Origin of the sequence: Streptomyces sp. NPDC002886 (assembly GCF_042888445.1) — a bacterium.
GTDB lineage: Bacteria > Actinomycetota > Actinomycetes > Streptomycetales > Streptomycetaceae > Streptomyces.
In genome coordinates this window covers 211,289-222,931 of sequence record NZ_JBIAPV010000009.1, presented here as the reverse complement: position 1 = coordinate 222,931, position 11,643 = coordinate 211,289, and the positions used below count along the sequence as shown (strand labels likewise).

The window sequence follows — 11,643 nt, the reverse complement described above, 5'->3', positions numbered from 1 at the left end:
GGTCACACGACGTGAGAGGTGTCGCGATGAGCGAGGAGCGCGCACAGGGCCGGGGCTGGGTGAGGATTCCGGCCAGCCGTGCGGAGCAGCCCGGTGCGACGAGGGCGGCGCCCGCGCAACCGTACGCGCAGCCGCCTTACGGGCAGTCGCCGTACGGGCGGGCCTCCTCGCCGCAGGACCCGTACGCGCAGGATTCGTACCCGCAGGGCCCGTACCCGCAGGATCCGTATCCGCAGGGCCCGTACCCGTATCCGCAGGCCCCGTACGACCCCTCGACGATCTACCTCTCCCTCGTCAGGCGCTGGCAGGAGGCCGGACGCACCCTTCCGGGGCATCCTGACGAGGAGTGGGAGCGGCTCATTTCCCAGCCGTGCTGGCCCGGCCGTTAGGTGGTGTGAGTCTCGTGGCAGCGGCGGAGCGACGCGACAAGAGACCGGAGGGCCCCGGAAGCACGGGGGCCGCCGGGGACCCCCTCATCGGCCCGGGCGAGCGGCTCGCGCTCAACAGCATGGGCAGCTTCGAGTGGGACCTCGGCGCCGGGACCCTGGACATGGACGAGGCCGGGAGGGCGGTCTTCGACCTGGACCCGGAGGACTTCGACGGCACCCCCGACAGCCTGGGGCTGCGGATCCCGCTCGACGACTCCGCGCGGCTCCGGGACACCGTCCAGGGCGTCCTGGACGGCGGTGAGGAGACGTACGGCCAGTACTTCACGGTGCAGCGGCGCGACGGCCGCGACCAGTGGACGCACACCCAGGGCCGGGTCCTGAGGGACGCGCAGGGGCGCGCGGTGCGCATCGTCGGCATCGTCCGGGACGCGACGGCCGAGCTCGCCCACCTCACGGTGCTGCGCAAGCTGGAGTCGGCGCGCGCCCAGCAGGCGACCATCGTGCAGCGGACCACGGAGGCCCTGTCGCGGGCGGTGACCGTCGACGACGTGACGGCCACCCTGACGGGCGCGGGGGCGCTGGAGCGGCTCGGCGTCGACGGGATGGCGCTGGGGCTGGTCGAGGGCGGCCACATCAAGATCATCGCGCTCAGCGGGGAGTCCCTGGAGATCCTCAGCGAGCGCAAGTTCACGCGGCTGGACGGCACGCTGCCGCTGTCGCAGGCGGTGCTCACCCGGAAGGCGCGTTTCGTCACCTCGCTGACGGAGCTCGCGGGCGAGTTCCCGCTGCTCGCCGACTACCTGAGCCGCATCCAGTACGACGCGGCCGCCTACCTCCCGCTCATCGCGCAGGCCGAGGCCATCGGCGGACTGGTGCTGTTCTACCGGCGCCGCACCGACTTCAGCCCCGAGGAGCGCAACCTCTGCCTGGGCCTGGCGGGCATCGTCGCCCAGTCGCTCCAGCGGGCGCTCCTCTTCGACCAGGAGCGCGAGTTCGCCACCATGCTCCAGGCCGCCATGCTGCCGCGGCGGATCCCCGAGATCACCGGCGGGGAGATCGCGGTGCGCTACCACTCGGCCTGGAGCGGCCGCGAGGTCGGCGGGGACTGGTACGACGTCATCGCCCTGCCCCGCGACCGCGTCGGCATCGTCGTGGGCGACGTACAGGGCCACGACACGCACGCCGCCGCCATCATGGGCCAGCTCCGCATCGCCCTGCGGGCCTACGCCGGCGAGGGCCATCCGCCCTCCACGGTGCTGGCGCGCGCCTCCCGCTTCCTGGCCGAGCTGGACACCGAACGGTTCGCGACCTGCATGTACGCACAGGTGGACCTGGAGACCGGAGGCGTACGGGCGGTCCGCGCGGGCCACCTCGGACCGCTGATCCGGCACACGGACGGGCGAACGGGCTGGCCCAACGTGCGCGGCGGCCTGCCGCTCGGGCTGGCCACGGTCTTCGAGCAGGAGGAGTTCCCCGAGACCCGGCTCGACCTGGTCCCCGGCGAGACCCTGGTGCTGTGCACCGACGGGCTCGTCGAGGAACCCGGCACCGCGATCACCCAGGGCATGGAGGCCCTCGCCCACGCGGTCCGCAGCGGCCCCCAGGAGGCCGGAGCGCTCGCCGACCACCTCTCGGACCGGCTGTGGGAGCGCTGGGGCTCCGGCGACGACGTGGCCCTGCTGGTGCTGCGCCGGGCGCCCGACCCGGGCACGCACCGGGCACCGCGCATCCACCAGTACGTCCACCAGGCGGACCCGGAGGGGCTCTCCGAGGCCCGCTACGCCCTGCGGCAGGCGCTGCGCGACTGGGGCATGCCGGAGCTCGCCGACGACGTGGAGCTGGCGGCGGGAGAGCTGCTGGTCAACGCCCTGCTGCACACCGAAGGCGGAGCGGTGCTGACGATGGAGGTGCTGCCGGAGCCGGTCCGGCGCATCCGGCTGTGGGTCAAGGACCGCTCCAGCGTGTGGCCGCGGCGGCGCACCCCGGGGGAGTCGGCGACCACGGGGCGCGGGCTGCTGCTGGTGGACGCGCTGGCCACGCACTGGGGCGTGGAGTCCCGGGGCGACGGCAAGGCGGTGTGGTGCGAGTTCTCCGCGGCGGGCAGCGCGGCGCGGAACGCCCCGTGACCGGGCGTTCACGTCGAGTTGTGGAGCGGTGGGGGCGGGGTGATGATGCCGCCATGGAACGGATTGCGTGGAACCTGCCGTGCGCCGGCTGAGCAAGCGCGCGGTGACGGGAGTCCTGGCGCTGCTGCTGTGCGCGGCCGGGGCGGCGACGGCGGTGGACTGGTCGACCGGGCGTCCGGACACGGACCCCGGGTGTCAGACGGTGGCCTTCATGTCGATGACGGGCGAGGCGCCCGCGTGCCGCTGACGGGTCCCGGCCGGCTCCGGTCGGCGGCGGCGCCCGGCTCCCGGTAGCGGCGGCTACCGGAAGGGCGTACGCGCGCACCGCGGGCGGTGTCTACCGGTGGTCGATCACCCGGACCGGACGGACGTCCTGCGCGACCGTGTCGATCGACCGGGGCAGCAGCCCGCCGCCGAAGCGGATCTCCTGCAGCTCGGCCTTGGCCAGCGCCTCGCCGGCGTGCACGGTCGGGGTGAGCCGGAGCGTGCCGTGGGCCGCCCAGTCGTGCACTTCGCCGTCGCACTGGGCGTCGCCGCCGCCGATGCTGAGGCGGACGTCCTCCTGCTCGACGGTCGCCTTGATCTGAACCGCCCCAGAGGGTGACGGGGCGGCGCAGTGGTACTCACCGAAAAGGTGGATCGTGCCGTCGGCGGCGATGTGCGCTTCCGAAGATACGTAAATGTCACTGCCGCGCATTTCACTGCCGTGGGGCGCGGCATTCGCCGGGGCGGTGAATACCGCCGTGGCGCCCAGTGCGGCGAGTGCGGCCAAGGCCATGCGGGGGCCGGTCGTGGCCATCGTTCCTCCTGTTGGACGAGGGGTGCAAGGGGTTGCGGAATTCCGCCGGAACGCATTGTGCTGGCATATGGAGGTCAATGGGTTCCGCGCGATCGTGTCGGTGTGTGCAATTTCCCGCCCGGGCGCGTGAGACTGACCGGAATACGTCCCCGAAGATCCCCGAAGGGATCCCGCATGCGTCAGTCCGCTCTTGTCACGGCAGCCCTCCTCCCGCTCCTGCTCCTCGGTGTCACGGCCTGCTCCGGCGCCCCCGAAGGGGCCGCGCTCGCCCCGGCCGCGGTGCCCGCCGTGCCCGTGGACGACGGTGTGCCGGGGGTCGGGGACGATCCCGCGGCCGAGCGCGACGGGGTGACGCGGGCCGCCTCGAAGGACGCCCATGTGGGTGACTCCGTACGGGTCAGGGGCCGGGAGGTCGGCCGCCACCTCCAGGTGGTGCTGGGCGCCTACGTCGATCCGGCGGTCAGCGTCGAGAAGAATTTCGCCCCGGCGGCGGGCAAGCGCTGGGTGGCCGCCTCGATGTCGTTCGTCAACGTCGGTGGAGCCTCGTACGGGGCTCTCGGGCGCATGTGGGCGCTCGACGGCGCGGGGCAGCGCCACCCGGTGGTGCCCACGGGCGAGCTCACGACCGGCAAACCACTCGTCTTCGATTCGCTCTCGGTCGGTGAGCGGGCCGAAGGATGGGTGGTGTTCGAAATTCCGGAAAACGCGCGCATCGTGCGGCTCCAGTACCAGGACGCGAACATGCTGGCGAATTCCGGAGGTGGATTCTGGGCGGTCTAGCCCGCCCGGGTGAAACGGCGTCAAAGGGCCGGGCCGTCGGCCACTAAGGTGCGGCGCATGACTTCTACCCAGGCCGAACTCGACCGCTCCAAGCTCGGCACCCTTTCGGTGCTCGCGTGGATCGGCGACCCCGAAGAGGCCCACGACATTCCCTATCTCCTCGCCTACATCCTCGGGGACGGTCCCGACGGTCCCGAGGCGAGCGAGGCGGCGGCCCGCGGGCTGCTGGAGGAGATCGGCCTGCCCATCGGCGACGTGGTGATGGACGGAGTCCGCAACCCGGCCTCCTTCCCGGTGCAGATCCTCCTGGAGGGCAACCAGATCGCGCTGACCCTGCCGGGCATGAACGCGAAGTGCATCGCCCCGCCGGAGTGGGTCAAGGCGGCGTCCGACAGCGGGCAGGCGTACTTCCTCTTCGCCACCCGCGCCTGGCCCGAGGCGGTTCCCGGACAGCCGGTCGAGGCCGAGACGCTGCAGGCGTTCGCGGGGGACACCGAGGTGCTCAACCACAGCGCCCACGCCGTCCTCGCGGTGCGGCGCCTGCAGCGCTAGGACCTGCGGCAGGCACCCCCTCGCGCGCACGCCGCACGCGGTACGTCGCACGCGGCACGCCGCCTGCCGACGCCGCGCGTCGCGCGTCGGCCCCCGCTCCGGCCGCCGGGCTCCCAGCCCGCTCGGTGGCCGGTCCGAGCTTTCCGGCAGTGCCGGCGGGATCTGCTCCAAATCTCTTTGTCCGCAACGGGTTTGGGCGCGGCGTGTGGTGGTGGGGGAAGGGGGGCGAGATGCAGATCTCATCCTCCGGCGTGCTGGATCATGGTTCAATGCCGTGCGAGACGCAGCCCGTGATCCCCGGCAGATTCGAGTAGCGCGCATGGTCGAGCCCGTGGGTCCCGGAGATCCCCGAAGCGTCGGACCGTACCGGCTGGAAGGCCGGTTGGGCGCGGGCGGCATGGGACAGGTCTATCTCGCGACCTCGCCGGGCGGCCGCAAGGTCGCGGTGAAGGTGATCCGGCCCGAGTTGGCCGACAGTCCCCAGTTCCGGGTCCGGTTCGCCCGTGAGGTCGATGCCGCGCGTCAGGTCGGCGGGTTCCACACGGCGCAGGTCGTCGACGCCGATCCCGAGGCGGACTCCCCCTGGCTGGTCACCGCGTACATACCGGGGCCGACCTTGCAGCAGGTCGTCGCCGAGAACGGCCCGCTCGTGCCGGACGCGGTGCTGCGGATCGGTGCCGGTCTCGCCGAGGGGCTCGAAGCCATCCACCGCTGCGGCCTGGTCCACCGGGACCTGAAGCCCGGCAACGTGATCCTCGCCGAAGACGGCCCCCGCATCATCGACTTCGGTGTCGCGCACGCCCCGGGAGCCGAGGCGATGACCCGTACCGGCACGGTCATCGGCACCTACGCCTACATGTCGCCCGAGCAGATCCGGGCCGACCGGGTCTCGCCCGCCAGTGACGTGTTCGCACTCGGCTCGGTCCTGGCCTTCGCCGCCACCGGCCACAGCCCCTTCGACGCGACGAGCGTGCCGGCCATCGTCCACCGGGTCACCAGCGAACCGCCCCTGCTCGACGGGCTCTTCGGCCCCCTGCGCGACCTGGTCGCCGCGTGCCTGTCCAAGGACCCGGCCGGCCGGCCGGCCACCGCCGAGGTCCTGACCCGGCTTTCGGTCACCGGAGCCGGCGGCGCCGGCGCGGCACCCCGTGTCCCGTTCCACGACCTGCCCACCGCGCCGGGGTCCGAGTCCGCCGCCGCACCGGGCGCCCCGCCCGGAGCCCCGCCTGGTGCTCTGCCCAGCACCTCGCCCGTCGGTGCCGAGGTCTCCGCCAGGGCGCCGTCGCGGCGCACGCTGCTGTTCGGCGGACTGGCCGTCGGTGTGACCGCTGCCGCCGTTCCCGCGTACTTCCTGTGGCGAGGGCCGGGCAAGGACGCGGATCCCGGCAAGCCCGTCGCGCGCCTCGCCGGCCACACCGGCGAAGTCGGCTGCCTCGCCTTCGCCCCGGACGGCAAGGCCCTGGCCAGCGGCAGCCGCGACGGCACCGTGCGGCTGTGGGACGTGGCCACCGGCCGCACGACGACGACGTTCAGGGGGCACACCGACAACGTCATGTCCCTGGCCTGCAGTCCGGACGGCCGGACGCTGTACTCCGGTGGCTTCGACAAGACCTTGCGGCGCTGGGACCTGCGCACCGGCAAGCCGATGAGCGTCGCCGCCTCGTACGACGGCGATCAGGACTACGTCAGCTGTCTGGCCTTCCGTCCGGACGGCGAGGTCCTTGCCGTGGGCGTCGCGGGCAGGTTCGAGCTCATCACCCCGTCCACGGGCCGGGCCATCGCCACGCTCGACGGGCCGGGAGGCGTGAACGGTGTCGCGTTCAGCCCGGACGGCAAGCTCGTGGCCGGTGTGGGATCCGAAGGCAGTGCCAAGATCTGGCTCTGGGCGGCCGACACCGGCCGCCACCTCAAGACCCTCACCGGAGTGGGGAAGGACCACTTCAACGCGGTGCTGTTCAGCCCGGACGGCAAGTCCGTCGCCGGCGCCGGACCCGGCATCCAGGTGTGGGACCTGTCCACCGAGCAGCAGACGGCGACCCTCACCGACACCCATCCGTACGTCTCCACGGCGGCGTACCGCCCGGGGGGCGCGATGATCGCGGGGGCCGGAGGGGTGCGCGAGCCCAACATCCAGGACGACACGGGCAAGACCGTCAGTCTCTGGGACCTGGCGGCCGGTCGCGTCACCAGGACCCTGACCGGCACCATGCCGAAGTCCCCGATGGACACCTACACCTCCGCGGTGGCCTTCAGCCCGGACGGCAAGACGCTGGCGGCCAGTCTCGACCAGGTCGGTGCGACCGACGAGGCGGGCCACTCGATCCAGCTCTGGAAGATTTCCTAGTTTCCCTAGCCTCCCCGGCTTCCCCGGCTGCGCTGGATCTCTCTGGTTCCGTCGGCTCCCCGGCCCGCCCCACCTCTCCAACGGACGGTACTCATGGACGCGTTGTTGCCCGGCGATCCCCAGTGGGTCGGTCCCTATCGGCTGGAGGGCCGGTTGGGCGCGGGCGGCATGGGCCAGGTCTACCTCGCCACGTCGCCGGGCGGCCGCAAGGTCGCGGTGAAGCTCATCCGGCCCGAGCTGGCCGCCACCCCCCAGTTCCGGATCCGGTTCGCCCGTGAGGTCGACGCGGCGCGGCAGGTGGGTGGGTTCCACACGGCCCAGGTCGTCGACGCGGACCCGGAGGCGTCTGCTCCGTGGCTCGTCACCGCGTACATCCCCGGGCCGACGCTGCAGCAGGTCGTCGCTCAGCGCGGTCCGCTCCTCCCTGAGGAAGTCCGGCGCCTCGGGGCCGGTCTGGCCGAGGGGCTCGCCGCCATTCACGGGTGCGGTCTGGTGCACCGGGACCTGAAGCCGGGCAACGTCATCCTCGCCGAAGACGGTCCCCGCATCATCGACTTCGGCATCGCCCGCGCCGTGGACGCCAGTTCGCTCACCGCCACCGGCTCGGTCATCGGTACGTACGCCTACATGTCGCCCGAGCAGATCCGGGCCGACCGGGCCGGGCCCGCCAGCGACGTGTTCGCGCTCGGCTCGGTCGTGGCCTTCGCGGCCACCGGCCACAGCCCCTTCGACGCGCCCACCCTCCTGACGGTCGTCCAGCGGATCCTGGACGAGCCGCCCGCGCTCGACGGCATGGACGGTCGGCTCCGAAGCCTCCTGGACTCCTGCCTCGCCAAGGACCCGGCCGACCGGCCCTCCGTCTCGGACCTTCCCGCCCGGTTCGTGGGCGCTGCCGGGAGCGGGACTGCCGTGGTCCCTCCGCCCAGGCCGGAGCCGACGGTGGCCCTGACCCCGGCGCGGCCTGCCCCGGCCCCGCCCCGGGCGGAGCAGTCGCGGCCCGCTACGGTGCGGGACCCGGGCGGGCGTGTGGAAGCCGACGCCGACGCGGATCCGTACGCCGCCACGCGGACGGGCCCTGTCCCGGCGGCGCCCGCAGCGCCCGTACGGTCCTCAGCGCCCGTACCGTCCGCCCCTGAGCCGGCCACGGCGCGGGTGTCGCGGCGCACGCTCCTCTTCGGCGGCCTCGCGGCCGCCGCGACCGCGGCGGCCGGAGGTGCCCTCCTCCTGAACCGGGACGACGGCACCTCCCTGGAGGGCCCCAGCGGCATCGCTGCGCTCGCCTTCAGCCCGGACGGGAAGACGCTGGCCGCCTCCAGTACGGACGGGAAGATCTGGCGGTGGGAGCTGTCCACCCGGCAGAGCACCGTCACCCGCGTCGAGACCCCCCAGTACATGCAGGCCACCGTGTTCAGCCGGGACCTCGCGCTCCTGGCGCGAGCGGAGGAGAACAAGGTCCGGCTGTGGGACGTGGGCACCGGTCGCTCCGTCGCCACGTTCACCGGGGCCCCCACGGGGCCGGCCCAGGAGGGCTTCCTCCATTCCGTCGGCCTGAGCCCGGACGGCAAGACGGTGGCCGCGAGCAGCGGTGAGGGGCTGCACGTCTGGGACGTGCCCTCGGGCCGCGCCCCCACCGTCCACGAGGACGCGAAGAGCGGTCCCGCTGCCTTCAGCCCGGACGGCGGCCTGCTGGTCGGCGGTTTTCCCGTCCAGGTGCGGCAGATGCCCGCCGACCAGCTCGTGGCCACCCTTTCCGGCGGGCAGAACAAGGACGCGCGGCGCGCGGTGTTCAGCCCCGACGGCCGGATCCTGGCCATCGCGCAGGCGGACTACTCGGTACGGCTGTGGAGCGCCGGTTCCCGCCAGGACCTCGCGTCCTTGGACCGCCACGGCGCCGAGATCCTCGCGCTCGCGTTCCACCCCGGGGGCCGGCTCCTGGCCAGTGCGGATTCGGACGGGAAGACCTACCTGTGGGACACGGCCTCGGGATCGACCACCGCCACCTTCACCGGTGACGGCGCGGTCGACGCGGTGGCGTTCAGCCCGGACGGGAAGACCCTTGCGGCGGGACTCGACGGCGGAACCGTCCGCCTGTGGGCCGTTCGAAGCTAAGCCTGTTCGAAGGCGAAGCGCAGCGAGCGGACCCGGTTGTCGAAGCTGGAGCCGGCCAGATCCGGCAGGCCCACCGCGCGCAGTCCCACCGGGCGGGTCAGCAGCTCGCGGAAGAGGGCCTTCATCTCCACCCGGGCCAGGTGCGCGCCCAGACAGAAGTGCGGCCCGCCGCCGCCGAACCCCAGGTGGGGATTGGGGGAGCGGGTGATGTCGAAGGCGTCCGGATCGGGGAAGACGGCCTCGTCGCGGTTGGCGGAGGCGTAGTACAGCACCACCTTGTCGCCGGGGGCGAACGTGTGGCCGCTCAGGGTGTGTTCGGCGACCACGGTCCGGCGGAACTGGATGATCGGCGTGGAGTGGCGGATCATCTCGTCCACCGCGCCGTCCGCGTGCGCCTCGAAGTCCGCGACCAGCAGCTCGCGTTGGTCCGGGTGGTCGGTCAGCAGGGTCAGGCCGTGGGTGATGGCGTTGCGGGTGGTCTCCACTCCGGCCACCATCAACAGGGAAAAGAACGCGCCGAGTTGACGGGCTCCGAGCGCCTCGCCGTCCACGTTCGCGCAGACCAGGGCCGAGATCAGGTCGTCGGTCGGGTTCTCGCGCCGATCCCGCCCGATCCCCGCCACCATCCGCTGCATCCGGGCCAGGGCCCGCAGTCCGCGTCCGGGCATCCGCAGCCGGGCGGTCAGCCCCCGTTCGACGCCGATGTTCTCGGAGGCGTGGTTGACGCGGTCGGCGATCTCGGCGCGGTAGCGCTCCGGGATGCCCATCATGTTGCAGATGACCTCCAGGGGCAGCTTCGAGGCCACCGCCTCGACGAACTCCTCCGGCCGCCGGTCCAGTACGTCGTCCACGATGCGTGCCGCCACCGCGTGGATGTCCTCCTCGGCCGCCGCCAGCAGCCTCGGGGTGAAGGCCCGTTGCACGATCTTGCGCAGCTGCGCGTGCTCGGCGCCGTCCAGGTTGACCATCGAGTCCCCGAACAGCGCCCGCACCCAGCGGGCCGGCTCGGGCGTCGTCACCCCGGGCGCGCTGGCGAACACCTTGGGCAGCCGGCTCGCCTCCTGCACGTCCGCGTGCCGTACGAGGGCCCAGTGCCCGGCGCCTTCGGGGACGAACACGGGGGAGTCCAGGGCCCGCAGGCGGGCGAAGGCGGCCAGCCGGTGGGCGGGGGGCGCCTGCCAGAAGGCCGGGTCGGCGAGGTCCTTGCCGGGGTCTTGGCCGGGGCGTTGTGCGGGGAGTGTCATGGGCTGAAAACGGTGCCGGGGGTGCGGGGGTGACGGGTCCGGCGCGGCGCCGTCGCGGCGGGCTCCGCCCCCGGACCCCCGCGCCTCGAACGCCGGCGGGGCCGAGGATCGCCTCACACCCCGGCCGGGCCGGAGGGGGCGCGGTCCGCCAGGGCCATCCCGATGACCACCGTGGCCACCGCGACCAGGCCCGCGTACAGGACGGCGTACGTGCCCGTCCACGAGCAGGCCAGCATCGCGAGGGCGGAGACCGGGAGGGTCAGCTGCTGGGCGAGGCCCCGCTTGAAGTGGCGGGAGTGCAGCAGCCAGACCATCAGCAGGAAGAGCGCGGTCGGGACGGTGACGGCCGCGTTCGCGGCGAGCTGCGAGATGTGGGCCTTGCCGACCGCGTGCTCGACCGCCACCTCGATGCCCGCGCCGATCGCCGCGCCCGAGGCGAAGATCAGCAGGTGTCCGTACCCCCACGGGATCGCTTCCCGGTTGGAGGTCAGGCGCTCGTGCATCGGCACCGCGAAGTAGATCCACCAGGCGGCGAAGACGATGAGCAGCCCGCCGGCGGCGATCGGCAGCAGCTCGCCCAGGGCCTCGTGCTCGTCCAGCGCCGACTTCACGGCCACGGTGCTCGCCGAGATCGTCTCGCCGAGCACGATGATGGTGAACAGGCCGTAGCGCTCGACGATGTGGTGGGCGTGCCACGGTGTCTGGTGGCCGCGCTCGGCCACCACCGGAACCAGCAGCTCGGCGGCGGCCACGACCAGGAACAGCCAGTGCTTCATGTCGTCCGGGACGAACAGCAGGACCACCCAGCCGGCCTGGCACAGAACCAGCCCGGCCGCGTACTTCAGGGCCGCGGTGCGGGCCTCGCCGCTCTCGCCGGAGGCGGCCCGCAGCCATTGGGCGGTGAGCGCGACGCGCATGATCAGATAGCCGATGACGGCCGTCGTCCAGTCGTTCTCGTTGAACGCCTGGCCCACGCCGGCCGCGTAGACGAGCACGCCGGCGATCTGGACGAGCGTCGCGATCCGGTACGGCACGTCGTCGCAGTCGTAGGCGGAGGCGAACCACGTGAAGTTCATCCACGCCCACCACACGCCGAAGAAGACGAAGAAATAGTTGATCACGCCGGTGCCGGGATGCCCCTCGGCCAGCGCGTGGACGAGCTGGGCGCCCGCCTGCGCGATGGCGACGACGAAGCACAGGTCGAAGAACAGCTCCAGCGGGGTCGAGGCGCGGTGGCCCTCGTCCCGGCTGCGGGCGGTCATGGGTACGTAAACCAGAGCCATACCGCCCAGGACAGCAG

The 11,643-nt window shown here is 72.8% G+C and carries 10 protein-coding genes; 7 read left to right on the top strand and 3 right to left on the bottom strand.

The window, feature by feature from the left end:
• Window positions 1-26 precede the first annotated feature (26 nt).
• The 3 genes from ACFYYB_RS32130 to ACFYYB_RS32120 all read left to right on the top strand — a co-directional run bounded on the left by ACFYYB_RS32130 (window position 27) and on the right by ACFYYB_RS32120 (window position 2,762).
• A complete protein-coding gene (locus ACFYYB_RS32130) occupies window positions 27-389 on the top strand; it encodes a hypothetical protein (RefSeq protein ID WP_389439779.1) in 363 nt (120 codons plus the stop codon).
• A gap of 14 nt (window positions 390-403) precedes the next feature.
• On the top strand, window positions 404-2,515 hold the full coding sequence (locus tag ACFYYB_RS32125; protein ID WP_389439967.1) for a SpoIIE family protein phosphatase: 2,112 nt from the start codon (window positions 404-406) through the stop codon (window positions 2,513-2,515).
• Window positions 2,516-2,582: 67 nt separating this feature from the next.
• Complete coding sequence (locus ACFYYB_RS32120; RefSeq protein WP_243335422.1) at window positions 2,583-2,762, top strand: hypothetical protein; 180 nt, start codon at window positions 2,583-2,585, stop codon at window positions 2,760-2,762.
• Window positions 2,763-2,852: 90 nt separating this feature from the next.
• Here the strand turns inward: ACFYYB_RS32120 and ACFYYB_RS32115 are convergent, their stop codons facing one another.
• Entirely contained in the window at window positions 2,853-3,314 is a 462-nt protein-coding gene (locus tag ACFYYB_RS32115; protein ID WP_389439777.1) for a DUF6299 family protein, read from the bottom strand.
• A gap of 174 nt (window positions 3,315-3,488) precedes the next feature.
• Between ACFYYB_RS32115 and ACFYYB_RS32110 the strand changes: the two genes are divergently transcribed.
• The 4 genes from ACFYYB_RS32110 (at window position 3,489) to ACFYYB_RS32095 (ending at window position 9,099) form a co-directional block, all read left to right on the top strand.
• On the top strand, window positions 3,489-4,094 hold the full coding sequence (locus ACFYYB_RS32110) for a DUF4352 domain-containing protein (protein WP_389439775.1): 606 nt from the start codon (window positions 3,489-3,491) through the stop codon (window positions 4,092-4,094).
• A gap of 57 nt (window positions 4,095-4,151) precedes the next feature.
• Entirely contained in the window at window positions 4,152-4,646 is a 495-nt protein-coding gene (locus ACFYYB_RS32105) for a DUF5949 family protein (RefSeq protein WP_389439773.1), read from the top strand.
• Window positions 4,647-4,965: 319 nt separating this feature from the next.
• Window positions 4,966-6,990, top strand: coding sequence for a WD40 repeat domain-containing serine/threonine protein kinase (locus ACFYYB_RS32100; RefSeq protein WP_389439771.1), 2,025 nt, complete (start codon window positions 4,966-4,968; stop codon window positions 6,988-6,990).
• A 93-nt stretch (window positions 6,991-7,083) separates the two neighbouring features.
• Window positions 7,084-9,099 (top strand): WD40 repeat domain-containing serine/threonine protein kinase, encoded by a 2,016-nt coding sequence (locus ACFYYB_RS32095; protein ID WP_389439769.1) that lies wholly within the window; start codon window positions 7,084-7,086, stop codon window positions 9,097-9,099.
• On the opposite strand, the gene ACFYYB_RS32090 is transcribed toward ACFYYB_RS32095, so the two are convergent.
• Together ACFYYB_RS32090 and ACFYYB_RS32085 are read right to left on the bottom strand one after the other, a co-directional pair.
• Window positions 9,096-10,343, bottom strand: a complete 1,248-nt coding sequence (locus ACFYYB_RS32090) for a cytochrome P450 (protein WP_389439767.1) — start codon at window positions 10,341-10,343, stop codon at window positions 9,096-9,098. The genes ACFYYB_RS32095 and ACFYYB_RS32090 overlap by 4 nt on opposite strands.
• A gap of 113 nt (window positions 10,344-10,456) precedes the next feature.
• Window positions 10,457-11,626 (bottom strand): low temperature requirement protein A, encoded by a 1,170-nt coding sequence (locus tag ACFYYB_RS32085; RefSeq protein ID WP_389439765.1) that lies wholly within the window; start codon window positions 11,624-11,626, stop codon window positions 10,457-10,459.
• Between the last annotated feature and the right edge of the window lie 17 nt (window positions 11,627-11,643).

Coding starts and splice junctions, on each gene's coding strand:
- ACFYYB_RS32130 (WP_389439779.1), top strand. CDS start 27: ATGAGCGAGGAGCGCGCACAGGGCCGGGGCTGGGTGAGGATTCCGGCC.
- ACFYYB_RS32105 (WP_389439773.1), top strand. CDS start 4,152: ATGACTTCTACCCAGGCCGAACTCGACCGCTCCAAGCTCGGCACCCTT.
- ACFYYB_RS32115 (WP_389439777.1), bottom strand. CDS start 3,314: ATGGCCACGACCGGCCCCCGCATGGCCTTGGCCGCACTCGCCGCACTG.
- ACFYYB_RS32085 (WP_389439765.1), bottom strand. CDS start 11,626: ATGGCTCTGGTTTACGTACCCATGACCGCCCGCAGCCGGGACGAGGGC.
- ACFYYB_RS32095 (WP_389439769.1), top strand. CDS start 7,084: ATGGACGCGTTGTTGCCCGGCGATCCCCAGTGGGTCGGTCCCTATCGG.
- ACFYYB_RS32090 (WP_389439767.1), bottom strand. CDS start 10,343: ATGACACTCCCCGCACAACGCCCCGGCCAAGACCCCGGCAAGGACCTC.
- ACFYYB_RS32110 (WP_389439775.1), top strand. CDS start 3,489: ATGCGTCAGTCCGCTCTTGTCACGGCAGCCCTCCTCCCGCTCCTGCTC.
- ACFYYB_RS32100 (WP_389439771.1), top strand. CDS start 4,966: ATGGTCGAGCCCGTGGGTCCCGGAGATCCCCGAAGCGTCGGACCGTAC.